Raw genomic sequence first — 24441 nt, 5'->3', positions numbered from 1 at the left:
CCATCCTCATGACTGTCTCTCATTAACAGCTTGGGGATGGTTTTATTTATTTATTTATTTATTTATTGCCTTTTTCCAATGCGAGAGTTGCTGGGGACGGCAGCTTGATTTGTTTATCATCAATAGTTTCCTGCATTCTTTGACGAATCAGCCTTTCCATACCCCATTGTTCATTGTTCAGTGTTTTCGTAACAATGCGGATGGTCAGACTTGTACTTGCAAAGGACTGAATACCGATAACATTTGGACCGTCTGTGATAACATTGCTTTCCTCACGAATTTTATCGCACTCTTCCTGGAAGGTTTGCAAAACCTGCGGGATGTTATTGTCATTAGAAATGATGACGTCCACAAGTGCTTGCATGTCTCCGCGGGAATGGTTGCTCAATGTTTTAATTTCTCTGTTTGGGATGAAATGAAGTGTCCCATCTGCAGAGCGCAATTGTGTCGTTCGAAGCCCTACCTGCTCAACTGTTCCTGAAAAGGTGCTAGTTGTTATGGAATCCCCTACATCCAACTGTTTTTCTAACAGCAGAAAAAAACCTGTTACTATATCACTAACAAGACCTTGTGCCCCAAATCCTACTGCAAGACCAACTATACCAGCACCAGCAAGAATAGCGGTAGCATCAATACCAAATGTTTGGAGGACGGTGACAGCCAAAATAAAAATAAAAAGATAGGACAGAATATTTTTGGTTAGACTTTCTAAAGTATAGGCACGTCCAGATGAAATGGCATGCTTTTTCGTATATGTCTCAAAAAGCTTTGAAATAAATACGACACTAATTTTTTTGATAATAAAATAGATACAAAAAATCAGCAGGAGCTTTAGCAGGACTAATCCTACACTAACAAGCAAGCCTGCATAATTAAAGTTTTCAAAATAACTTTGAATATCAGAAATACTGTTCATTTACTGCACGTCCTTTATTTATGTATTACGAGTTAAAAGCTTTTTAACTTATTCCCTAATATAGCACAGATAAACGTATAAAGAGATACACAGTTGGCAATATAGGTATTTTCCCCAATGGTGATAAAAATATTATTAATAATCATTAGCTTTTAGAACTTATTATTATGTAGCGTTGACGACAAAATATATAATAACTATAATAGGAAATATAAGAAAAATATAGAATTTAGACTTGATATATTCTCAATTAAATCATTTTTCGGGAGGTAATTGGTAATGCCAGAACGGATGGTAGGTAAGCAAGCACCTAAATTTGAGATGGAAGCAGTTTTAGCAAATAAAGAATTCGGTATAGTTAGCCTAGAAGAAAATATGAAAAACACGAAATGGACTGTATTATTTTTTTATCCAATGGACTTCACGTCTGTTTGTCCGACAGAAATTATCTCATTGTCAGACCGCTATGATGAATTTGAAGATCTTGATGCGGAGGTAATTGGTGTTTCTACAGACACCATTCACACACATTTAGCATGGATTAAAACGAACCGTAAAGAAAATGGTCTTGGTGAATTGAATTATCCACTTGCCGCAGATACAAACCATGTAGTATCAAGAGAATATGGTGTTCTGATTGAAGAGGAAGGAATTGCGCTTCGTGGTCTATTCATTATCAGCCCTGAAGGGGAATTAATGTATTCCGTTATTAATCATAATAATATTGGTCGTGATGTTGATGAAACATTGCGTGTTCTTCAAGCACTTCAAACTGGTGGACTTTGTCCTGCTAACTGGAAGCCAGGCCAAGCTACATTATGATTTGCAGACAAGCGGAACTTAAATAGTGAATTAGCAGATTAACGGAAATAAAGGAGGGTAAAAAATGAAATTGCGTGAGCAAATGCCTGAATTGACAGGAGCAACAGCATGGCTGAACGGAGAAGTAGCAAAAAACGAGTTGCTTGGTGAAAAACCGACCTTAATTCATTTCTGGTCTATAAGCTGCTATTTATGTAAAGAATCTATGCCGCAAATTAATATTTTTAGAGATGAATACAGCGAAAAGCTGAATTTTATGACGGTACATATGCCAAGATCAGAAGCAGATTTGAATTATGATAAGATAAAAGCGACTGCTGAAGAGCTTGGAATTACTCAGCCTATTTTTGTCGACAGTGAGCATAAGTTGACAGAAGCATTTGAAAACGAATATGTACCAGCCTATTATGTTTTTGATAAGACAGGTCAGCTGAGACATTATCAAGCTGGCGGAAGCGGAGTAAAGCTGCTTGAAAAGCGGGTTAATCGAGTGCTTGATGAACCAGTAAAGCCTGCTGAAAAAGAATAATGATATAATTTTGTATTGTGGCTAGAGAGACAATCTCAAATAGGAGGTTGTTTTTTTATGCTTAAATAAAACCAGCATTACTATAAACGATGACACTAAATTGTTCAGTAAATGAAAATAACTTTTATTTCAAAAAATTTCTATAATTATCTTCCGAAACCTGTAGATTAATATTTCGAAAACCGTTATATTAATAGTGCAACTTTTTTTGCTTTTAACTTATCTCTGGGGTGCAATGATGTAGGTAGAGGGGGAGCAAGGTCTTGGAAACATTTCAAAAGTTAAAGTCATACTATTTACCATTTAAGAAGTATTTTATTATTTCCATTCTTTTTTTAATTGTAGTAACAGGTATTACGGTTGTTTATCCGATTATATTGCAGCTCACCATCGATGAAGTTGTTTTAAAAGGTGAATATGGATGGATACCGTATTTATCCATCGGCTTTATTGCTGTCATGCTGATAAAGGGGGTTGCGACTTACATATACCAATATACAGGTGATATGTTTGGCATCAGCTCTGTTTATTTATTACGAAATGGACTATACAAAAAGCTGCAGTATTTGCCGTTTTCTTATTATGATAATGCAAAAACAGGCGATCTGATGTCAAGGCTTACTGCAGATGTCGAAGGTTTTCGCTTTTTTTTATCTGCAGGCTTTTCTGAATTGATCCGGTTTGTGCTGTTGATTGCTGTCAGCTTTGCGGTTATGTTAAATTACTCTGTTTCGCTGACATTGGTCACGCTTGTGACGATTCCCTTTTTAGCTGTCGTTACATATAAGTTTGACAAAGCTGTCCATCCAGCATTCAGAGGAATAAGAAAGTCCTTTGGAGTACTTAATACAAAGGTGCAAGAAAATATTAGCGGTATTAATACAGTGAAATCTCTATCAAGAGAGGATTTCGAAGTTAGAAAGTTTAATAAAGCAAACGGAGATTATAAGGATCAATATTTATTTACATCAAGTATTTGGTCTAAGTACTTTCCGTTAATGGAGTTTTTAGGAAATGTAAGCGTTTTGCTTTTGGTTGCCTATGGTGGATACTTGGTGATTAATGACAGTCTGCAGCCTGGTGAACTTGTTGCATTTTACAGCTTGCTTGGCTATATTATGTGGCCAATCATGAACCTAGGCTTCGTCGTCAATCAGTTCTCCCAGGCAAAGGCATCTGGAGAAAGACTTTTGGAAATTTTAGAAAAGGATTATTTGATTGCAGATAAGTTAGATGCTAAACATGCGAAGAAGCTTGAGGGAGAAGTAGAATTTTGTGATGTAAGTCTTAAATATGCAACAAAAGAGGGCTATGCCCTTAATACAATTAGTTTTTACGCACAACCAGGCAAGACCATTGGTTTAATTGGCGGTACTGGATCTGGAAAAACAAGTATAACGCAGCTGCTGACAAGATTTTATGAAGCGTCAGACGGTGCAGTGCTTATTGACGGACATAATGTAGAGGATTACGAGATTGAATCTCTTCGCGGTAATATCGGATTAGTGTCACAGGAATCGTTTTTATTTTCATCCTCCATAAGAAGCAATATAGCTTATGGCAAGCCTGAAAGTACGATGGAGGAAATTATTCATGCCGCAAAGCGTGCTCAAGCACATGAGTTTATTATGGAGCTGCCTGATGGGTATGACACAATGCTTGGCGAACGCGGCTTAGGGCTGTCTGGAGGACAAAAGCAAAGGATTGCCATCGCTCGAGCTATTTGTATTAACCCAAGTATTCTGATTCTTGATGATGCCACAAGTGCCGTAGATATGCAGACAGAATTTACAATACAAAAAGAATTACATGCAATCATGGAAAATAAAACAACGTTCATAATTGCCCATCGTATTTCATCTATTAAACATGCTGATGAAATACTAGTCCTTGACGAAGGACGTATCGTGGAAAGAGGATGCCACGCAGAGCTGATTACTCAAAATGGTCCTTACCGGAGAATTTACGATATCCAGTTCCAAGATCAGAAAAAGATACTAAATGCTTAAAGAACAGGGGGGATAAAATGAGTAAGCCAAAAAACGAAAGCAAGGATGCCCTAATTTTAAACAGGTTTAAATACACGACAGAAGAGGTAATTGAGAAACCGTTTAACTGGAAGCAAATGTGGCGTTTGCTTAGCTATATGAAACCATATCAAAAGAATTTGTTGCCATTGTCGATTATCACAGTTCTTATTACGACAGCAGTTAGGCTGATTATTCCAATATTAATTGGTGTTTACGTATTAGACCAAGCGATCATCAACAAGGATGGAAGTCAGCTGACAATGTTGGTGTTGCTGATAGGGGCAATGTATGGGGCGTCCTATGCTGCCAACTTCTATCGTATTAAATGGATGAATACACTTGGTCAAAATGTGATTTATGATTTGCGTAAGCATCTTTTTACACATGTTCAAAAGCTGTCACACCGTTTTTTTGATGAACGATCTGCAGGGTCCATCTTAGTTAGAATATTAAATGATATTAATTCTCTGCAAGAGCTGTTTACAAATGGTGTTATCAATTTACTAATGGATATTATTCTGCTGATCGGCATATTTGCTATTCTCCTTTCCTTAAGCCCTGAATTGGCTTTAGCCGTATTAGTTATTATCCCAGTGATGTTCTTTATTTCAACTGCATTACGGCGTAAAATCAGGAAATCGTGGCAGGTAGTGAGACTGAAGCAATCAAAGCTTAACTCACATTTAAATGAAAGCATTCAAGGGATACGAGTTACTCAGGCTGCTACACAGGAAAAGCCAAATATGATGTTTTTTAACGGGTTAAACAAAGAGAATTTTGATAGCTGGAAGAATGCGTCAAAACAAAATGCTATGTTTCGCCCATTTGTAGAAATAACAAATGCAATCGGAACAGCCGTACTAATTTGGTATGGTGCTTACTTAATTCAGCATGGTATGACGATTGGTGTATTTGTTTCCTTTGCCTTTTATTTAGGAATGTTTTGGGAACCAATCTCAAGGCTTGGCATGGTGTATAACCAGCTGCTGATGGGCATGGCATCATCTGAGCGGATTTTCGAGTTTTTAGATGAAAAACCTAATGTATCAGAAATAGATAATCCAGTTATTGTTCAGGAAATGAAAGGGCAGGTTTGCTTTAAAGGCGTTGAATTTGCTTATACGAGCAAGCGGAAGGCTTTAAACGGAGTTGATCTGACAATTGGAGCTGGAGAGACTGTTGCCCTTGTTGGTCATACTGGTTCTGGAAAAACAACGATTGCTAATTTAATAAGCCGCTTTTACGATCCTACTAAAGGAGAAATTACGGTAGACGGAATTGAAATGAAAGATATTTCGTTGCAATCGTTGCGAAAGCAAATTAGTATTGTCCTTCAGGATACATTTATTTTTTCTGGTACAATCATGGAGAATATACGTTTTGGAAGGCCGGATGCAACAGATGAGGAAGTGATTGCCTCAGCAAAAGCGATTGGTGCACATACCTTCATTGAGGCACTGCCAAATAAATATCGAACAGAGGTGGAAGAGCGGGGGAATATTCTATCTGTTGGGCAAAGACAGTTATTATCCTTTTCAAGAGCATTATTGGCAAACCCGCGCATACTAATTCTTGATGAGGCGACAGCGAGTATTGACACAGAAACAGAACTGAAGATTCAAGAAGCATTGCGAACGCTACTTAAGGGAAGGACTGCAATCATGATTGCACACCGGCTATCCACGATCAGGGATGCGGATAAAATAGTGGTTCTAGATCATGGAAGCATAATGGAGCAAGGGTCGCATGATCAATTGATAGAGCAAAAGGGTATTTATTATCATTTGGTCGAAGCGCAGTTTAAGATGCTGAATGCTGTATAGCTTTGTTAAACACTGTCTTACTTGCTAAGACAGTGTTTTTTGTTTTTTTTATAGTATTGGTCTTGCTGGAAAATTGTGAGCTATTCCTTTATTATTATAAGATAAGAAGATAAGGTAAGGTAACTACACTGGAGGAAACATATGAAGAAGGAATTTGCAGTAATCGGACTTGGCCGTTTTGGCGGAAGCATATGTAAAGAATTGATGGAACTTGGCATGGAAGTGATGGTCATTGACAAAAATGAGGAGCGTGTCAATGAGTATGCAAATATAGTGTCACATGCAGTGGTTGGTAACTCAGTGGATGAAAATGTACTTAAAAGCCTCGGAATTAGGAACTTCGAGCATGTTATTGTGGCAATAGGTGATGATATTCAAGCAAGTATATTAACGACACTTATTCTTAAAGAAATGGGTGTTAATAATATTACTGTAAAGGCACAAAATGATTATCATGAGAAAGTTCTAAAAAAAATCGGTGCAGATTCCATTATCCATCCTGAAAGGGATATGGGGAAAAGAATTGCCCACAATATCGTGTCAAATAATGTTCTTGACTATCTGGAGCTTTCTGATGAACATAGTATTGTCGAAATCAAAGCAAGTAGCCGTTTAGCAGGGCGTACCATGGTCGATTTAGACATTCGGGCCCGTTATGGGATTACCATTGTGGCGATTAAAAGGGTAAATGATATTATTGTTTCACCACAAGCAAATGAGCCGATTGAAGAGAATGATATCTTGATTGTTATAGGTGCAGATTCTGATATTAATCGATTTGAAAAGAAAGTGATGTCATAAAGAAAAGGCTCAGCAGCAGCTGAGCCTTTTCGTTTATTAAACTTCCATGATGATAGGAAGTATCATCGGTCTTCTTTTTGTTTTTTCATATAAGAATGGAGAAAGTGTGTCGATAATCTCATTCTTAATTTCAGACCATTGTGTAGTTTTGCGCTCCATTACTTTGTTCAGATGCTTGTTAATTAATGATTGAGCATCATTGATTAAGTCACCTGATTCACGCATATACACAAATCCTCTTGAAATAAGGTCAGGTCCAGCTGAAACCTTAAAATCCTTCATGTTGATGCTGACAACAACAACAACAAGTCCTTCTTCTGACAAGATGCGGCGGTCGCGTAATACAATATTACCGATATCACCGATTCCGCTGCCGTCAATATAAACAGAACCAGAAGGGATTTTTCCTGCAACTTGTGCTGTATCACTGGATAGAGCCAATACTTCTCCATTGTCCATAATAAAGCAATTTTCTTCTTCCACACCACAGTCAATTGCTGTTTGTGTATGGATTTTTTGCATTCTGAATTCTCCGTGTATTGGCATGAAGAATTTTGGCTTTATTAATCGCAGCATAAGCTTTTGCTCTTGCTGTCCACCGTGACCTGATGTATGAATATTATTTAATGGTCCGTGAATAACTTCAGCACCAGCGCGGTAAAGCTGATTAATTGTTTTATTGACACTTAATGTATTACCAGGAATTGGTGAAGACGAGAAGACAACCGTATCTCCAGGGATAATCTGGATTTGGCGATGTGTGCCGTTAGCAATTCTGGACATTGCTGCCATCGGTTCTCCTTGGCTTCCTGTACATAGAATCGTTACTTGATTTGCAGGTAAACGATTAATATGATGTGGTTCAATAAACGTTTCTTTCGGAGCTTTAATAAATCCAAGCTCAAGACCAATATTAATGGCAGCTTCCATGCTTCGCCCAAATACGGCAACCTTACGTCCGAATTCTACGGCAGCATCTGTGACTTGCTGAAGTCTGTATATATTAGATGCGAAAGTAGCGAAAATAAGACGTCCGTCCGCTTTTCTGAAAATATCCTGGATGCTTTCACCGACTTTTCGTTCAGACATAGTAAAGTTAGGCACTTCACTGTTTGTGCTGTCAGAAAGCAGGCAAAGCACTCCTTCTTTTCCGATTTCTGCCATCTTCGTCAAGTTCGCAGGCTCGCCAACAGGTGTAAAGTCAAACTTAAAATCTCCTGTATGAACAATTTGGCCTGGAGGAGTCTTGACAACAATACCGTATGAATCAGGTATACTATGCGTTGTTTTAAAGAAGGAAACAGATGTTTTTCTAAATTTAATAACATCATCTTCATTAATTTCGTGCATGGTTGTTTGTCTTAATAATCCATGTTCTTCTAACTTGTTGCGCACAAGTGCAAGTGCAAGCTTTCCGCCATATAGAGGGATATTTACTTGTCTTAACAAATAAGGAATGCCCCCGATATGGTCTTCATGTCCGTGTGTGATAAATAAACCTTTAATTTTATCTGCATTTTTTACAAGAAAACTATAATCAGGTATCACATAATCGATACCGAGGAGCTCGTCCTCCGGAAACTTGATCCCTGCATCGATTAAAATGATCTCATCTTGGAATTGCACACCGTATGTGTTTTTTCCGATTTCCCCTAGTCCTCCTAGAGCAAATACAGCTGTTTGATCGTTTTTAACAAATTTCATTATTCAATCTCCAATACTGTGAAATCTTCATTTTGTTTTTCATAATCTAAAAATGCTCCAGCTACTGGGCATACAAATTCAATATTATATGGTTTTTCCCCTAGTTTAGTCCGGACATCTCTTTCTGATACGCCTTCTACGTATATTGTTTTTGTTTTTTCTCTTACTGGTACCTCTGTTTTTAATTCTTGGTAGTATACTTTGTAGACCATGTGAATCGCTCCTTAAAAATAGTATCTAATTTATATTATATAAAAAATTAACATGTTTTTCATGTATTTCTATATAGAAATCGCTTTATTGTAAAGATATGTAAACATATTGTGATGAAAATAAGGATTTATTGCAAGTGCTTATTAAATCCAGATAATCGTATAATAGCATACTATGCCATAAATAATAAGTTTTTGGAGGGGGTATAGGGTACACTTTTCTAAAAATAAACAAAAGGCCCAACCCTCTGGCAATATACATGCACATAGATACCCTTAAAAGGCACTTAATATGCGTGTTGGCAAATTGAGGTCAGACCCTAATGGAACAATCAGTTTTGTTTTAAGCAATTGTTTTTTTACGCAACAAATCTTTCCACTGTCTACGAAGCTTTTGACGAAGCTTTTTTAACATAGTGGATCATCTCCTTATTTCCTATTTTAAACCATTCTTGTACAAAGTAAAGCTTTCCTTTGATTATATGGTGTATTTTGTCCGGAAAAGAGAAAATTATGTCATTTGGAAGATATAAAGGAGGAAATTCACTTGTACTTATACTGTTAGTATATGTGACACTAGCAATGTTTCTTACATATAATAGAAGTTTTAGAAAAATAGGCGAACAGTAAATGAAAGCAAAATAGCCCTATTCGACTCCATGTCACTAAGCTGTCATGTGAAAACAGCAAACAAAAACCCGAACTTTTCACATAAGAAGTTCGGGTTTTTTTAAAACGTATCATCTATCAATAGGTATGGCATTTTCAACAGGTGTATATGGTGCTTCAGTATTAATATGATCATAGAACATGACACCATTCAGATGGTCAATTTCATGCTGGAAAATGATAGCCATTAGCCCTTTGAGTCTTAGCTTTACTTCATTGTTGTCAAGATCAATGCCTTTAACAGTGATTCTTGCATTTCTTGGTACAAAACCAGGTATTGCTTCATCAACTGACAAACAGCCTTCCCCGCCAGTCAAATAAGATTTTTCAATGGAATGACTGATGATTTTAGGGTTGAACAATGCGTAGCTGAATTGCTTGCCGTTTTCGTCCTTTGCATGGACAGCAATCATACGCTTTTGTACATTAATTTGTGGTGCTGCCAATCCCACTCCGCCTCTAAGCTCATATTTTTCCGCTTTTTCCGGATCTTGGCTGTTTATTAAATATTCCATCATGCCTTCTAATATTTGTTTGTCTTCCTTGCTTGCAGGAATGGAAACCTCTTCCGCTACTTTACGTAATGTCGGATGACCGTCGCGAATGATGTCCTTCATCGTTATCAAACAGATCACTTCCTTTTTGCTTCTACATTATGATTAAATACGATACTAAGTCTAACAGACAAATTATAAAAAGTTAATCCTCAGCCTGTCTTCTAAAAACAATAGTGGAAAAATAAAATGCTAGAATTAGTAATATAAAAGAAGAATTGTGAATAACTTTTAATAGACATAGTATTTGTGGTGCAAGTAGAATTTGCTCACTTGTTTCACAAATGGCAGAATAGAGTAGGTCTACCGAAAATACGACAAAACAACAATAGATTTAAGGGATTTAGAAGAGAGAGTGAGGAGGATATCATTGAAAATAGCGAAAAGACTGGCAGCAACAGTACTTATCATTTTAATTATAACCAGCTTGTCCGCTTGCAAGGGCTTTGAGTCATCAGGGGAAAAGATGCATGATAGGCTAGAGGATGTAGTAGAATTAGAAAGTGAGTTCGAAAAACAGCAGGATCCGCTAGTTAAATTAGAAAAAAACGAACAAGAGATATATGCTAAAATTATTTCCTTAGGACTTGAGAAAATGGATGAAATAAAAACTCTGTCCGATGAAGCGCTTGCCTCTGTTGCCAAAAGGAAGGAATATATAGATAAAGAAGAAGAAAGCATTCAAAAATCAAAGGAAGCATTTGAGAAAGTGAAACCAATTATGGAAGATATGGACGGCGAGGATGAAAAAGATCTAAAAAGCCAAGCTGAAAAACTATACGATGTAATGATGGACAGGTATAAGGTTCATGACAAACTATATGCTAATTATACGACTGGTTTGAAGTATGATAATGAGCTTTATGAGATGTTTAAAAACAAGGATGTAAAGATAGATGCTTTAGAAGAACAAATTCAAAAGATCAACGAGGTTTACCAGAAGGTGCTCGATAATAATGAAGAATTCAATAAATTAACGAAGCAATACAATGACTTGAAAATTGATTTCTACGAAAAAGCTGGTGTGGAAGTTAAAGTGGAAGATAAACAGGCGAAATAAATTATTCAGCGTCCGAGTGATATGGCTGTCTCAAAGGACAAATGATGTATATTCATTTGTCTATATGGGCAATCATTACACTAGGGCGCTTTTTATGTACATACGTTTTTACAAGTTACTTTCGACAAAATTTTAAGCTGGAAAATAAAGTTGATATTATAATACAGTTTCCGTTAGTGATATTTTTATAGTACAGATATAAAACAGCTGATAATACAGTTTGTTTAAATTTTTTTTACAAAAATAAAAAAATACACAAAAAACATAGTACTTTAAGATTGACGGATAATAATTATGTATATTAAACTTATACATGTATTAAAAAGTTGTATTAATATATCTTATCGTACTTATTGATACAGAACATACGGATACCGAATTATTTATAAAGACGTTTTTTCTAGCGGTTTTTGTGGAAAACTGTATAAGTATGGTTTTTTTTAGGTTGCTAAAAAAGTGTGGATGATAGACTAGAAAGCGCTGTCTAACTAGATACAACACACTTATTACCATGAAACAACGAAGGAAATACGTTAGATTATCGATACGTCTTTTTAAAAAGAAAGGAAAGGGTGGCTTTAATGGCTTCTAAAACAAAGAAGGCTCAATTAGATGTGCAAGCACAGCTTGAACAAGTAGAAAACCAATTTCAAACACTTCAGATCCTAAATGAAGAGGGCGAAGTTGTAAATGAATCTGCAATGCCTGATTTAAGCGATGAGCAATTACAAGAATTGATGACTCGCATGGTATACACTCGTATTCTTGACCAACGTTCTATTTCTCTTAACAGACAAGGTCGTCTTGGTTTCTATGCACCAACTGCAGGTCAAGAAGCTTCTCAGTTAGCTTCACAATTTGCATTGGAGAAAGAGGATTTCATTCTTCCAGGATATCGTGATGTTCCACAGTTAATCTGGCACGGACTTCCTTTATACCAAGCATTCTTATTCTCTCGCGGACATTTCAAAGGTAACCAAATGCCTGAAGGTGTTAACGTAATTTCACCACAAATCATCATTGGTGCACAATACATCCAAACAGCTGGTGTAGCACTTGGAATGAAAAAACGCGGAGCAAAATCAGTAGCAATCACTTACACAGGTGATGGCGGTGCTTCACAAGGTGACTTCTATGAAGGAATCAACTTTGCTGGTGCATTCAAAGCTCCTGCAATCTTTATCGTACAAAACAACCGTTTCGCTATCTCTACTCCTGTTGAGAAGCAATCTGCTGCAAAAACAATTGCACAAAAAGCAGTTGCTGCAGGTATCCCAGGTATTCAAGTAGACGGTATGGACGCATTAGCTGTTTATGCTGCTGTTAAAGATGCTCGTGACAGAGCTGTTAATGGTGAAGGTCCTACATTGATCGAAACACTTACTTATAGATATGGTCCACATACAATGGCTGGAGATGACCCAACACGCTACCGTACTTCTGAGTTAGACAGCGAGTGGGAAAAGAAAGATCCATTGGTTCGCTTCCGTAAATTCCTAGAAAACAAAGGAATCTGGAACGAAGAAAAAGAAAACGAAGTAATTGCTCGTGCTAAAGACGAAATTAAAGAAGCAATCAAACTTGCTGATGCTGAACCACAGCAAAAAGTTACTGACTTGATCAACAACATGTTTGAAGAGCTTCCTAATAACTTGAAAGAACAATATGAAATCTATGCAGCAAAGGAGTCGAAATAAGCCATGGCGCAAATGACAATGATCCAAGCAATCACTGATGCGTTACGCACAGAATTACGTAATGATCCGAACGTTTTAGTATTCGGTGAAGACGTTGGTGTTAACGGCGGTGTATTCCGTGCAACGGAAGGACTTCAAAAAGAATTCGGTGAAGATCGTGTATTCGATACTCCGTTAGCTGAATCAGGTATTGGTGGTTTGGCAGTAGGTCTTGGACTTCAAGGCTTCCGTCCAGTTCCAGAAATCCAATTCTTTGGTTTCGTTTACGAAGTAATGGACAGCATTAACGGACAAATGGCGCGTATGCGTTACCGTTCAGGTGGACGTTACAACTCACCAGTTACAATCCGTTCTCCATTCGGTGGCGGCGTTCATACTCCTGAGCTTCACTCTGACAGCTTAGAAGCACTTGTAACAACTCAACCTGGTTTGAAAGTTGTTGTTCCATCAACACCTTACGATGCAAAAGGTCTATTGATTGCTGCAATCAGAGACAATGACCCAGTTGTATTCCTTGAGCATTTGAAATTATACCGTTCATTCCGTGAAGAGGTACCTGAAGAAGCGTACACAATCGAAATCGGTAAAGCAGATGTTAAACGTGAAGGTAAAGACCTTTCATTGATTGCTTACGGTGCAATGGTTCACGAATCAATCAAAGCTGCTGAAGAGTTAGAAAAAGAAGGATACTCTGTAGAAGTTGTTGACTTGCGTACAATCAGCCCATTGGATGTTGAAACAATCGTTGCTTCTGTTGAAAAAACAGGAAGAGCTGTTGTTGTTCAAGAGGCACAAAGACAAGCAGGTATCGCTGCAAATGTTATCGCAGAAATCAACGAGCGCGCTATTCTTAGCCTAGAAGCTCCTGTATTGCGTGTAGCTGCTCCTGATACTGTTTATGCATTTACACAAGCTGAGAACATTTGGCTTCCAAATTACAAAGATATCATTGAAACAGCTAAAAAAGTCCTTACTTTCTAATAAAGTAGTTATTAGTCAGGGATAATAAAAAGCAACGAAATAATGGAAATGTAGGAGGTTGAATTACTTTGTCTTTTCAATTCAGATTACCGGATATCGGTGAAGGTATCCACGAAGGTGAAATCGTAAAATGGTTTGTTAAACCAGGCGATAAAGTTCAAGAAGACGACGTTTTGTGTGAAGTACAAAACGATAAAGCAGTAGTAGAAATTCCGTCTCCAGTTGACGGTACAGTTGAAGAAGTTCTTGTAGAAGAAGGTACAGTAGCAGTTGTTGGTGATATCCTAATCACTTTTGACGCTCCTGGCTACGAGGATATTCAATTTAAGGGCGACCATGGTCATGACGCTCCTAAAGAAGAAGCTAAAACAGAAGCACAAGTACAAGGCACAGCAGAAGCTGGCGATGCGGTTGCTAAAGAACCTGTTCAAACTCCTGCAGCTGCAGAAGAAGTGGATCCAAGCAGACGTATTATCGCAATGCCATCTGTACGTAAATATGCTCGTGATAAAGGTGTGGACATCCGCACAGTATCTGGTACTGGCAAAAACGGTCGTATCTCAAAAGAAGATATCGATGCATTCTTGAACGGTGGAGCTGCGGCACCTGCTGCAACAGAAGCTGCTGAAGCTACTCCAGCTGCAGAACAAGAAGCACCAAAACCACTTGCGATTCCAGAAGGCGACTTCCCAGAAACTCGCGAGAAAATGAGCGGTATCAGAAAAGCAATCGCTAAAGCGATGGTTAACTCTAAGCATACAGCTCCACACGTAACACTTATGGATGAAGTAGAAGTTTCAAACCTTGTTGCTCACCGTAAGAAATATAAAGAAGTTGCTGCTGCTAAAGGCATTAAGTTAACGTTCTTGCCATATGTTGTTAAAGCATTGACAAGCGCATTAAAAGAATTCCCAGCACTTAACACTTCTTTAGATGATGCTACAAGTGAAATCGTTCATAAGCACTACTACAACATCGGTATCGCTGCTGATACTGAAAAAGGACTTCTAGTTCCTGTTGTTAAAAATGCTGATCGTAAAGGAATTTTCAATATTTCTAACGAAATCAATGAACTTGCTGGTAAAGCTAGAGACGGTAAACTAGCTCCAACTGAAATGAAAGGTGCTTCTTGCACAATTTCAAACATTGGATCAGCTGGCGGACAATGGTTCACTCCAGTTATTAACCACCCAGAAGTGGCTATCCTTGGAATTGGACGTATTGCAGAAAAAGCGATCGTTAAAGACGGCGAAATCGTTGCTGCTCCAGTATTAGCTCTTTCTCTAAGCTTCGATCACCGCATGATCGATGGAGCTACTGCTCAAAATGCAATGAATCACATTAAGCGTTTGTTGAACGATCCAGAACTATTGTTAATGGAGGCGTAAAAACATGGTAGTTGGAGATTTTCCTATTGAAACAGATACTATAGTCATTGGTGCAGGCCCTGGTGGTTATGTAGCGGCAATTCGTGCAGCACAACTAGGACAAAAAGTAACAATCGTTGAGAAAAATGTATTGGGCGGAGTTTGCTTAAACGTAGGCTGTATCCCATCTAAAGCATTAATCACAGCAGGTCATCGTTTTGAGACTGCTAAGCATTCTGACGATATTGGGATTACTGCTGAAAATGTAAAAGTAGATTTCTCAAAAGTTCAAGAGTGGAAAGCAAGTGTTGTTAATAAGCTTACTGGCGGTGTAGAAGGTCTTCTTAAAGGAAATAAAGTTGACATCGCTTATGGCGAAGCATACTTCGTTGATGCTAACACACTTAAAGTTATGGATGATAAGTCATCTCAAACTTACACTTTCAAAAATGCAATTATTGCAACTGGATCTCGTCCAATTGAAATTCCTGCATTCAAATACTCTAAACGTGTTCTTGATTCTACTGGTGCACTTGCTCTTCAAGAAATTCCAGAGAAAATCGTTGTTATCGGTGGAGGCTATGTAGGTACTGAGCTTGGTGGAGCATACGCAAGCTTTGGAACTCAAGTAACTATCCTTGAAGGTGCTGACGATATCCTTAACGGTTTCGAAAAGCAAATGTCTTCATTGGTAGTACGCAACTTGAAGAAAAAAGGTGCGGAGATCATTACAAAAGCAATGGCTAAAGGTGTCGTAGAAACTGACACTGGCGTTACTGTAACATATGAAGCAAAAGGTCAAGAACAAAAGATCGAAGCTGACTATGTATTCGTAATGGTTGGAAGAAAACCAAACACAGACGAACTTGGTCTTGAGCAAGTAGGAATTGAGCTTGCTGAACGCGGACTTATCAAAACTGATAAGCAATGCAGAACTACTGTAAGCAATATCTTTGCAATCGGTGATATCATTGAAGGACCACCACTTGCACACAAAGCTTCTTACGAAGGTAAAATTGCTGCAGAAGTTATCGGTGGCCACAATTCTGAAATCGATTATCTTGGAATTCCTGCTGTTGTATTCGCTGAGCCAGAATTGGCTACAGTTGGACATACAGAAGCTTCTGCTAAAGAAGCTGGAATCGCAGTTACAGCTGCTAAATTCCCATTCGCTGCTAACGGTCGTGCACTTGCACTTAACCAAAGCGAAGGTTTCATGAAGCTTGTTACTCGTAAAGAGGATGGCTTAGTAATCGGTGCTCAAATCGCTGGAGCTAACGCTTCTGACATGATCGCTGAACTTGGCTTGGCAATTGAAGCAGGTATGACTGCTGAAGACCTAGCAATGACTATCCACGCTCACCCAACTTTGGGAGAGATCACGATGGAAGCTGCTGAAGTTGCAATTGGTAGCCCAATTCACATCATTAAGTAATATTAGAAAAAACCTCTCTTGTTAAAGAGAGGTTTTTTTATTTTCTACGTATTCTTCATTTGCCTAAAGTGGATGGAATAAGGTTTTATGGGAATTCTATAATGGAAGTAAGACGATACTCACTTAATTACGGAATGATTAAGTAGGACATGCATAAAATATAGTTATATGATTGGTTACATGAAAAAATGGAAAAGGTGGTGTTTTCCTTGAAGATTTATACGACGATTCTTTTACAGTTGATGCTATGGAGTGGATATTCAATCATTGAATGGCTGTCTGAACATGATCTTTTCGTTTATAAGTTAGTAATGTTTGGTGTTTTTTTGTATTTGGCTGTTATCCTAGGTAATTATGTTATAAGGTCTCAAAGGAAAACGATGCTTGCGACAGCAATAAGCCTTTCCATTTATGGTTCCTTTCAAATGATAATGACCATCATAGCGGTTGTTTAAGGGGAGAATAGGAAGAGGTGAAGGGATTCTATTTAAGTTCTAATTAAGAGCTGTATAAGAGTCACTATGGCTGTTTAATCCTTCTGTATATCAAACTTAACCAATCAATAGACTATAATCGATACTTTAATTTCATTGCGCTCTACTCTTGCTTTCTTTTTGTTCCTGCAGAGTCGAATATCCTCTAACTTATTCCACTAATGTTTTATCTTCATTAACTTAAACCAGCACATAAAAAAAAACCAAACTATTATGCGAAAGTTTCTAGAAATCCGCATAATAATTTAATTCTTATCAAACTACAGATGTAATGAGTAGAGGATTAATATATAAATCCTTTTTTATCAGTTTTAGTATAGCTACATTTATTAGTTAAAGTTCGTCGTCTTTTTTTCCTTTTTTACGACCATTTCGATCAATTGCTTTTTTACTATAGCTTGCTACAACAGTATAAACACTGAATATTAACAAGAAATAGCAGAGTAATGTAAACAGGAAGGGTATTATGTGAAACTTTGTTTCCGTTTCAAGAGGAGATGTAAAGCTGAATTCAGCTGGATATTCATTATCCTTTTCAGGTAATTGCACCTTTTGTTCAGCAAAAGGTATAGGGCCACCGAAAGTTAGTGTATCCTTCAGTTCTAATGGTTTTTTTTCTAAGTAATTATGAAAGACAAATGGGGAGCATAAGCTAATAATTATACTGATGATTAAAACATATATAACTCTCTTCAATATATAAATCTCCTATCTATTTTCTTCCTTTATAACAAACGTATACGGATGCTTTTTTAGTAGCATCCGTACACTTTTATGCCAGCAGCTTTTTAGCGGATGGCTTTATGTTCTTTTATGACGCGCAGTTTTTTGAAATCATAATCCTCAGGTCCCTGCACTGGAAGTCCAGCTTCCATGTTCTTGCGAATATATTCCAGATTGTCCTCTGAAATAATCTCACCAGGAATGAAAATCGGTATTCCTGGAGGATATACCATGATAAATTCTGCGATAACCCGTCCGACAGAATCATCAAAGTCGACAAGCTCCGTTTCCGAATAAAAAGCGTCGCGTGGAGTAACGGCAAGCAAAGGAATATTAGGGAGCATAACTTGTGCTTCCACCTTGCCTGCTTTATCTTTAAATTCTTTAGCAAGGTCTCCTAAAGCATGTATAAGTGTATCTGCCTCTTTTTCTGTATCTCCAGGTGTTACAATACAAAGGATATTGTATAAATCAGACATCTCTACTTCTATATTATAATGCTTACGAAGCCATTCTTCCACTGCATGACCTGTCAAACCTAAATCCTTAACAGAAATAACTAATTTTGTCGGGTCGAAGTCATAGGCCATGGAGGAGCCAACGATATCTTCGCCTAAGCAATATAGATGTTCAATGTCATTTACGCGTCTGCGAATGGTTTGCGCAAGCTCAATAGTGTTATCAAGAAGCTTTTTGCCTTCTGTTGCTAAACGTTTTCTTGCCACATCAAGTGATGCGAGCAATAAGTATGATGTGCTCGTTGTAGTCAGCATGCTCATGATTGCTTGAACACGCTTATAATTAACAAGATTGCCTCTCATATTCAGAATAGAGCTTTGTGTCATTGATCCGCCTAGCTTATGCACACTTGTTGCAGCGATATCTGCACCAGCCTGCATAGCTGACATTGGAAGATCCTCATGGAAGTGGATATGAACGCCATGAGCCTCATCGACCAGTACTGGTATATTATAAGAATGTGCTAAGTCCACAATTTTTTTCAAGTCTGCAGCAATGCCAAAGTAAGTAGGGTTTATCACTAATAAACCTTTTGCATCTGGATGTAAATCTAGGGCATGCTGAACAGCTTCCACTGTTATACCATGCGAAATGCCAAGCTCTTTATCCACTTCTGGGTGGATGAATATTGGAATTGCACCAGCAAACACAATGGCAGACATAATAGATTTATGAACATTTCTTGGTACGATTATTTTATCTCCTGGACCACAAACGCTCATAATCATGGTCATGATGGCGCCGCTGGTTCCTTGTACCGAGAAAAAGGTATAATCAGCACCAAATGCTTCCGCTGCCAATTCTTGCGCTTGTTTAATAATTCCTTTCGGTTGATGAAGATCATCAAGTGGACCAATGTTTATTAAATCGATGGAGAGAGCATTTTCCCCGATAAATTCTCTAAACTCAGGATCCATTCCATTTCCTTTTTTATGTCCAGGAATATGAAACTGAACAGGATTTTTTTTTGCATGTTCCAATAAACCGTGGTATAACGGTGTTTCGTATTGTGACAATTTATTACCACACCTCTTTAAGTTAGTATTTTGTTTGCCGTTTTCATAACGGATTTTGATCCTCCTAAAAATAGAAGTTTTTTTCACTGTTTGTAAAAACAATGGATATTAGGTTTTACCCTATATAACTTATTAAAATCAGAAAACAAAAGAATTATAGCACTTTTTATTTTTTTTGCATACAATTAGTTTTAACTATAAAGAGAAGAATTATTGTAAGGATTTCATAAATTATAAATAATGCCCAAATAATTCTTGTTTTGTAGGGGAAATGGACTCAAAAAAATACGGTTATTTTCCTTGATAAAGCATTGATAATACTTACAATAAACAGGAATTTTACATTTTAGTTTCATTCCTCTAAAATAAGGCAAAGAACCAGTAAATTATTATAGAAAGTTGAGAGAGTATATATGGAATACCAATACCCGATTGATCTTGATTGGACAACTGAAGAAATAGTGGACGTCGTAAAGTTTTTTGAATGTATAGAATTGGCTTATGAAAAGGGCATTGAAAAGGATGCACTTATGGAGCAATACAAGGTTTTCAAAAAAATTGTACCAGGTAAAGCGCAAGAGAAGAATGTGTGTGATGAATTTGAGGAAAGCAGCGGCTATTCTACATACCGTACTATAAAAAAGGCGAAGGAAGCAGAGGCTGGAGCAAAAATAAAAATGCCTTAAAGCCTAATGAAAAGAGGAAGAAAAACAAATTGTTTTTCTTCCTCTTTTCGTTAGAAGGACAGTTTATAAAATGGCAGCAATGTTTCATAGGTGCTTTCCACCAATTCAGCAAACCTTGGTCCGTCTTTTAATATTGGGTCATTTGCAGCGATTTGTTTTCCAACAAGAAATTCTGCCTTCTTAACATCTCTAAACCTTACTAACGTTTTCTCCAAGTCAATTTCCGAAATAGGAGAGGACTCTTTTTTCATATGATCCATTGATACAACGAAATCATTAGGAATATCAGTGGAGAACTGATCGATGTTTTTTAAAAAAGTAGTTGCAATGCTGCTTTTGTGCGGTAGCTCATAAATATAAGCAAGCCATATAAACACATGATCATCAAATAAGCCTAACTGAAAATGAGGATGCTGCTTATACCCGCGTTTATTTCCTGCAATTGCAAGCCAAGTATCTTTTGGCGGGTTAACAGTGCGGCGTGCGTGCTTGGCAATATGGAGATGCATTTCACTGCCGATTTTTGCAGACAGGCTGTCTGTCAGCTCCTGTCCAATTTCTTTGAATTTAGGCTGGATACGAGTTTGGATTGCTTCCATTCTTTCTTCCAATCCATCTATTGTAAATGTTTCGAAATCATTTTGATTAAAACCGTTAAATTTCATTGTTTTTCCTGAAACTCCTTTGCTCGTTTATATCTTATCATTTAGGGTAAACAGATTATAGCAGGGAAGCAGCTTAGTTAGAGAGCGTTGTTGTAATTGAAAAACTGCTTTGTAACCGCTTTTCTTATCCGATCTTCCTGTTTATTATAATCCTGCTGTTTGTACCACCTATTCGTATTTTAGCATACATATTGCTGCTGGAGAAAGATTTTGGACTGGGGCTAGGTTATAGCACATATTTGTTCCAATGATAAGGAGAGCGACATAATATATAAGAAATAAAAGATTCAAAGTCGATGGAAGGGGTGTACTGTCCAGTGAAACAATTAATAAATTCATCTAAAAAAAATAAACTTGAAAATGAGAAAAAAGCCGTTTTGAGATTAGAGATGGATTATGAGCTTGCTACATTATTTGATGCAATCAATGAAAACAATGAAATGCAAAAGAAAGCTAGCAAACAAAAGCTTGAAAAGATTAGACAGGAGCTTCTGAGACTTAAGGCACTATAAAACACCATTTAAAAATCATAAATAAAACCCTTCTCCCGGTTTTATTTATGATTTTTTCGTCTTTAGCTATTATTGGAATTTATTTCTTCATGCATGATAAAATAGCGATAAGCAAAAATAAAAGAAAAGCACATGGGATAGGTAAGCTGTTAAAAAATGCTGATGGTTTGTTACTAAATTTAGAAGGATGAGTTGGATGACAAATTGGGAAGAAGTCGATACATATGCGAAACTTTGGATTAAAGAAGCTGGAGAGAGAATTAAGAAATCCTTTTCCGAAGACTTTGTTGTTGAAACAAAGTCTAATAAGAATGATTTGGTGACGGAAATAGATAAAGGAACAGAACAATTCTTTATAACGAAAATAAAAGAGGTATATCCAAATCATCATATTCTCGGAGAAGAAGGCATGTCTTCAAGAGTTGAGAATCTTGATGGGGTAGTTTGGATTATTGATCCGATTGATGGAACAATGAATTTTGTCCACATGCAAAGAGATTTTGCCATATCCATCGGAATTTATGAGAATGGCGTCGGTCAAATTGGTCTCATTTACGATGTTGTCGCAGACGAGCTATACCACGTCAAAAAAGGACAAGGCGTATATATGAACGAAACGAAATTGAAGCCGTTAGTGCCTGTTAAAGTAGAAGAAGCAATTATCGGTTTAAATGCAACATGGGTAACCGCAAACAAAAGAATCGACCCGAAGTATCTTTCGCCACTAACGAAGGATGCAAGAGGCACTCGTTCTTTTGGATCTGCTTGTCTGGAGCTTGCCTATATAGCAGCAGGGCGAATGGATGCCTATATAACGCTTAGACTGTCTCCGTGGGATTACGCAGCAGGAAAAATCATGGTAGAGGAGCTTGGCGGGAAAGTCACAAGTCTTCGAAATGAAAAGCTCGATATGCTAACACAAAATTCATTTTTTGCCTCAAAACCAGAACTGCATGAAGAGATCCTCCAGAAATATTTGGAAAATGGACAATGGTAAGACAGCAATTCTTTGCTGTCTTTTTCATTTGTAAAAAATGTTTCCGTTTACATATGTTTTTTTGCTATTTTTTTTTTATTAAAGCGAAAAACACTTTAGGTTTATCACATTTTCTATGGTATAATGACTCAGTTATAATGTGTAAACTAATGATAAACGAGATAGACATTTCAGGTAGGAGTGAAATTTTTGAAGATTAGAGAAGATATTCGTAATATCGCTATTATTGCCCACGTTGACCATGGGAAAACAACACTAGTTGACCAATTGTTAAAACAATCTGGTACATTTCGTACAAATGAACATGTAGATGAGCGTGCAATGGATTCAAACGATCTAGAAAGAGAACGCGGTATTACAATCCTTGCAAAAAATACTGCCATTCAATATAAAGATACACGAATCAACATCTTGGATACTCCAGGACATGCTGACTTCGGTGGAGAAGTAGAACGTATCATGAAAATGGTTGACGGTGTACTTCTTGTTGTTGATGCATATGAAGGCTGTATGCCACAAACACGTTTCGTGCTTAAAAAAGCTCTTGAGCAAAACTTAACACCAATCGTTGTCGTTAACAAAATTGACCGTGATTTCGCGCGTCCAACAGAAGTTATCGACGAAGTGCTTGACTTGTTCATCGAGCTTGATGCTTCAGAAGAGCAACTTGAGTTCCCAGTTATCTATGCTTCTGCTATTAACGGAACCGCTAGCACAAACCATGAGAAACAAGATGAAAACATGCAATCATTATATGATGCAGTTGTTGAGCATATTCCAGCTCCAATTGATAACAGAGATGAGCCGCTTCAATTCCAAGTATCTCTTCTTGACTATAACGACTATGTTGGACGTATCGGAATTGGCCGTGTATTCCGCGGAACAATGAAAGTAGGTCAGCAAGTTGCTTTAATGAAGCTTGATGGATCTGTAAAACAATTCCGTGTAACGAAAATTTTCGGTTTCTTCGGTCTGAAAAGACAAGAAGTAGAAGAAGCTTATGCTGGTGATCTAATCGCCGTTTCCGGAATGGAAGACATCAACGTTGGGGAAACAGTTTGTCCTGTTGAGCATCAAGAAGCATTGCCAGTATTGCGCATTGATGAGCCAACATTGCAAATGACATTCCTTGTTAACAACAGCCCATTTGCTGGTAGAGAAGGTAAATACCTAACTTCAAGAAAAATTGAAGAAAGACTACGTGCACAATTGGAAACTGATGTTAGCTTACGTGTAGAAAACACAGATTCTCCTGACGCTTGGACTGTATCTGGCCGTGGTGAATTGCATTTGTCAATCCTTATTGAAAACATGCGTCGTGAAGGTTATGAGCTTCAAGTTTCTAAACCAGAAGTTATCGTTCGTACTATTGATGGTGTTCGTTGTGAGCCAATCGAGCGCGTACAAATCGATGTACCTGAAGAGCATACTGGAAGCGTAATGGAATCAATCGGTGCCCGTAAAGGTGAAATGCTTGATATGATTAACAACGGTAACGGTCAAGTTCGTTTGATCTTCAACGTGCCTGCACGTGGATTAATCGGTTATACAACTGAGTTCTTAACACTTACTCGCGGTTACGGAATCATTAACCATACATTTGACAGCTACCAGCCAATGGCATCAGGCCAAGTCGGCGGAAGACGTCAAGGTGTTCTTGTAAGTATGGAATCAGGTAAAGCATCTACTTACGGTATCATGCAAGTAGAAGACCGCGGAATCATCTTCGTAGAATCTGGTACAGAAATCTATGAGGGTATGATTGTCGGAGAACACACTCGTGAAAATGACATCACTGTTAATATCACAAAAGTGAAACAAGCGACAAACATCCGTTCTGCTAACAAAGACCAAACATCAACAATGAAAAAACCAAGAATCATGACACTTGAGGAATCTTTAGAATACTTGAATGAAGATGAGTATTGTGAAGTAACTCCTGAATCGATCCGCCTTCGTAAGAAGATTCTGGATAAATCAGAACGTGAGCGTGTAACTAAAAAGAAAAAGCTTGCTGATCAATAATATATAAAAAAGGACTGTTCCGTTTTGGGACAGTCCTTTTTGTGTTTTAAAGGAATTAAAGGGTCGCAGGAAGGGAAGGATTATGGCTGTTTTTGGGCTTTGGTGGACTGTTTAGTGAATGATTAGAATAAGCCAAGGAGATGGAATAGCTTATCTCCTTGGCTTATTTGTTTTTGCAGGGGCGTTGGTAAACGGGTGCACTAG

22 protein-coding genes are annotated in these 24441 nt (G+C 37.6%); 15 read left to right on the top strand and 7 right to left on the bottom strand.

What is annotated here, in order from left to right; all coding sequences use genetic code 11:
- Nucleotides 1–58 precede the first annotated feature (58 nt).
- Nucleotides 59–916, bottom strand: coding sequence for a mechanosensitive ion channel family protein (locus tag CEQ21_RS26235; protein ID WP_185767073.1), 858 nt, complete (start codon nucleotides 914–916; stop codon nucleotides 59–61).
- 279 nt (nucleotides 917–1195) lie between these two features.
- Between CEQ21_RS26235 and CEQ21_RS26230 the strand changes: the two genes are divergently transcribed.
- The 5 genes from CEQ21_RS26230 (at nucleotide 1196) to CEQ21_RS26210 (ending at nucleotide 6921) form a co-directional block, all read left to right on the top strand.
- Nucleotides 1196–1738 carry a peroxiredoxin gene (locus CEQ21_RS26230; protein ID WP_185767072.1) on the top strand — a complete coding sequence of 181 codons (543 nt, stop codon included), beginning with the start codon at nucleotides 1196–1198 and terminating at the stop codon, nucleotides 1736–1738.
- 64 nt (nucleotides 1739–1802) lie between these two features.
- A complete protein-coding gene (locus CEQ21_RS26225; protein ID WP_185767071.1) occupies nucleotides 1803–2267 on the top strand; it encodes a TlpA family protein disulfide reductase in 465 nt (154 codons plus the stop codon).
- A gap of 263 nt (nucleotides 2268–2530) precedes the next feature.
- Nucleotides 2531–4276: an ABC transporter ATP-binding protein gene (locus CEQ21_RS26220; RefSeq protein WP_185767070.1), complete on the top strand. Its 1746-nt coding sequence runs from the start codon at nucleotides 2531–2533 to the stop codon at nucleotides 4274–4276.
- A 17-nt stretch (nucleotides 4277–4293) separates the two neighbouring features.
- Nucleotides 4294–6120: an ABC transporter ATP-binding protein gene (locus tag CEQ21_RS26215; protein WP_185767069.1), complete on the top strand. Its 1827-nt coding sequence runs from the start codon at nucleotides 4294–4296 to the stop codon at nucleotides 6118–6120.
- A gap of 141 nt (nucleotides 6121–6261) precedes the next feature.
- Nucleotides 6262–6921, top strand: coding sequence for a potassium channel family protein (locus CEQ21_RS26210; protein ID WP_185767068.1), 660 nt, complete (start codon nucleotides 6262–6264; stop codon nucleotides 6919–6921).
- Between the two features lie 36 nt (nucleotides 6922–6957).
- On the opposite strand, the gene rnjA is transcribed toward CEQ21_RS26210, so the two are convergent.
- The 3 genes from rnjA to def all read right to left on the bottom strand — a co-directional run bounded on the left by rnjA (nucleotide 6958) and on the right by def (nucleotide 10132).
- Nucleotides 6958–8625, bottom strand: a complete 1668-nt coding sequence (gene rnjA / locus CEQ21_RS26205; RefSeq protein ID WP_185767067.1) for a ribonuclease J1 — start codon at nucleotides 8623–8625, stop codon at nucleotides 6958–6960.
- Complete coding sequence (locus tag CEQ21_RS26200) at nucleotides 8625–8837, bottom strand: DNA-dependent RNA polymerase subunit epsilon (protein ID WP_185767066.1); 213 nt, start codon at nucleotides 8835–8837, stop codon at nucleotides 8625–8627. The genes rnjA and CEQ21_RS26200 overlap by 1 nt, the downstream gene beginning before the upstream one ends.
- Before the next feature lie 740 nt (nucleotides 8838–9577).
- Nucleotides 9578–10132, bottom strand: a complete 555-nt coding sequence (gene def / locus CEQ21_RS26195) for a peptide deformylase (protein ID WP_185767065.1) — start codon at nucleotides 10130–10132, stop codon at nucleotides 9578–9580.
- Between the two features lie 298 nt (nucleotides 10133–10430).
- On the opposite strand from def, the gene CEQ21_RS26190 reads away from it, so the two are divergent.
- The 6 genes from CEQ21_RS26190 (at nucleotide 10431) to CEQ21_RS26165 (ending at nucleotide 17055) form a co-directional block, all read left to right on the top strand.
- On the top strand, nucleotides 10431–11120 hold the full coding sequence (locus CEQ21_RS26190) for a YkyA family protein (RefSeq protein ID WP_235907337.1): 690 nt from the start codon (nucleotides 10431–10433) through the stop codon (nucleotides 11118–11120).
- A gap of 581 nt (nucleotides 11121–11701) precedes the next feature.
- The gene (pdhA, locus tag CEQ21_RS26185; protein ID WP_185767064.1) at nucleotides 11702–12817 is read left to right on the top strand and encodes a pyruvate dehydrogenase (acetyl-transferring) E1 component subunit alpha; all 1116 of its coding nucleotides are present in this window, start codon (nucleotides 11702–11704) and stop codon (nucleotides 12815–12817) included.
- 3 nt (nucleotides 12818–12820) lie between these two features.
- On the top strand, nucleotides 12821–13798 hold the full coding sequence (locus tag CEQ21_RS26180) for an alpha-ketoacid dehydrogenase subunit beta (protein WP_144452322.1): 978 nt from the start codon (nucleotides 12821–12823) through the stop codon (nucleotides 13796–13798).
- Between the two features lie 68 nt (nucleotides 13799–13866).
- Nucleotides 13867–15186: a dihydrolipoamide acetyltransferase family protein gene (locus CEQ21_RS26175; protein ID WP_185767063.1), complete on the top strand. Its 1320-nt coding sequence runs from the start codon at nucleotides 13867–13869 to the stop codon at nucleotides 15184–15186.
- 4 nt (nucleotides 15187–15190) lie between these two features.
- Nucleotides 15191–16600 carry a dihydrolipoyl dehydrogenase gene (gene lpdA, locus CEQ21_RS26170; RefSeq protein ID WP_185767062.1) on the top strand — a complete coding sequence of 470 codons (1410 nt, stop codon included), beginning with the start codon at nucleotides 15191–15193 and terminating at the stop codon, nucleotides 16598–16600.
- Between the two features lie 200 nt (nucleotides 16601–16800).
- Nucleotides 16801–17055: a hypothetical protein gene (locus tag CEQ21_RS26165; RefSeq protein WP_310649059.1), complete on the top strand. Its 255-nt coding sequence runs from the start codon at nucleotides 16801–16803 to the stop codon at nucleotides 17053–17055.
- 372 nt (nucleotides 17056–17427) lie between these two features.
- Here CEQ21_RS26165 and CEQ21_RS26160 read toward each other — a convergent pair whose 3' ends face one another.
- Nucleotides 17428–17790, bottom strand: a complete 363-nt coding sequence (locus CEQ21_RS26160; RefSeq protein ID WP_185767061.1) for a hypothetical protein — start codon at nucleotides 17788–17790, stop codon at nucleotides 17428–17430.
- A 92-nt stretch (nucleotides 17791–17882) separates the two neighbouring features.
- The gene (locus CEQ21_RS26155) at nucleotides 17883–19352 is read right to left on the bottom strand and encodes an aminotransferase class I/II-fold pyridoxal phosphate-dependent enzyme (RefSeq protein WP_185767060.1); all 1470 of its coding nucleotides are present in this window, start codon (nucleotides 19350–19352) and stop codon (nucleotides 17883–17885) included.
- 413 nt (nucleotides 19353–19765) lie between these two features.
- Between CEQ21_RS26155 and CEQ21_RS26150 the strand changes: the two genes are divergently transcribed.
- Complete coding sequence (locus CEQ21_RS26150) at nucleotides 19766–20038, top strand: UPF0223 family protein (protein WP_185767059.1); 273 nt, start codon at nucleotides 19766–19768, stop codon at nucleotides 20036–20038.
- Nucleotides 20039–20088: 50 nt separating this feature from the next.
- Here the strand turns inward: CEQ21_RS26150 and CEQ21_RS26145 are convergent, their stop codons facing one another.
- The gene (locus tag CEQ21_RS26145; protein WP_185767058.1) at nucleotides 20089–20703 is read right to left on the bottom strand and encodes a YktB family protein; all 615 of its coding nucleotides are present in this window, start codon (nucleotides 20701–20703) and stop codon (nucleotides 20089–20091) included.
- A gap of 317 nt (nucleotides 20704–21020) precedes the next feature.
- On the opposite strand from CEQ21_RS26145, the gene CEQ21_RS26140 reads away from it, so the two are divergent.
- The 3 genes from CEQ21_RS26140 to typA all read left to right on the top strand — a co-directional run bounded on the left by CEQ21_RS26140 (nucleotide 21021) and on the right by typA (nucleotide 24237).
- Nucleotides 21021–21215, top strand: a complete 195-nt coding sequence (locus tag CEQ21_RS26140; RefSeq protein ID WP_127734908.1) for a hypothetical protein — start codon at nucleotides 21021–21023, stop codon at nucleotides 21213–21215.
- A 196-nt stretch (nucleotides 21216–21411) separates the two neighbouring features.
- Nucleotides 21412–22212, top strand: a complete 801-nt coding sequence (locus CEQ21_RS26135) for an inositol monophosphatase family protein (protein WP_185767057.1) — start codon at nucleotides 21412–21414, stop codon at nucleotides 22210–22212.
- A 189-nt stretch (nucleotides 22213–22401) separates the two neighbouring features.
- Nucleotides 22402–24237: a translational GTPase TypA gene (typA, locus tag CEQ21_RS26130; protein ID WP_185767056.1), complete on the top strand. Its 1836-nt coding sequence runs from the start codon at nucleotides 22402–22404 to the stop codon at nucleotides 24235–24237.
- The last annotated feature ends 204 nt before the right edge of the window (nucleotides 24238–24441 follow it).

This window comes from Niallia circulans (assembly GCF_007273535.1).
GTDB classification, from domain to species: Bacteria; Bacillota; Bacilli; order Bacillales; family Cytobacillaceae; genus Niallia; species Niallia circulans_B.
Note: the sequence above shows the minus strand (reverse complement) of the source record. Positions and strands in the feature narration are given on the sequence as shown.

Bases quoted from the DNA above. Each gene is read 5' to 3' on its own strand.
- CEQ21_RS26235 (WP_185767073.1), bottom strand. From the start codon at position 916: ATGAACAGTATTTCTGATATTCAAAGTTATTTTGAAAACTTTAATTAT.
- CEQ21_RS26230 (WP_185767072.1), top strand. From the start codon at position 1,196: ATGCCAGAACGGATGGTAGGTAAGCAAGCACCTAAATTTGAGATGGAA.
- CEQ21_RS26225 (WP_185767071.1), top strand. From the start codon at position 1,803: ATGAAATTGCGTGAGCAAATGCCTGAATTGACAGGAGCAACAGCATGG.
- CEQ21_RS26215 (WP_185767069.1), top strand. From the start codon at position 4,294: ATGAGTAAGCCAAAAAACGAAAGCAAGGATGCCCTAATTTTAAACAGG.
- CEQ21_RS26210 (WP_185767068.1), top strand. From the start codon at position 6,262: ATGAAGAAGGAATTTGCAGTAATCGGACTTGGCCGTTTTGGCGGAAGC.
- rnjA (WP_185767067.1), bottom strand. From the start codon at position 8,625: ATGAAATTTGTTAAAAACGATCAAACAGCTGTATTTGCTCTAGGAGGA.
- CEQ21_RS26200 (WP_185767066.1), bottom strand. From the start codon at position 8,837: ATGGTCTACAAAGTATACTACCAAGAATTAAAAACAGAGGTACCAGTA.
- pdhA (WP_185767064.1), top strand. From the start codon at position 11,702: ATGGCTTCTAAAACAAAGAAGGCTCAATTAGATGTGCAAGCACAGCTT.
- CEQ21_RS26180 (WP_144452322.1), top strand. From the start codon at position 12,821: ATGGCGCAAATGACAATGATCCAAGCAATCACTGATGCGTTACGCACA.
- lpdA (WP_185767062.1), top strand. From the start codon at position 15,191: ATGGTAGTTGGAGATTTTCCTATTGAAACAGATACTATAGTCATTGGT.
- CEQ21_RS26150 (WP_185767059.1), top strand. From the start codon at position 19,766: ATGGAATACCAATACCCGATTGATCTTGATTGGACAACTGAAGAAATA.
- CEQ21_RS26145 (WP_185767058.1), bottom strand. From the start codon at position 20,703: ATGAAATTTAACGGTTTTAATCAAAATGATTTCGAAACATTTACAATA.
- CEQ21_RS26135 (WP_185767057.1), top strand. From the start codon at position 21,412: ATGACAAATTGGGAAGAAGTCGATACATATGCGAAACTTTGGATTAAA.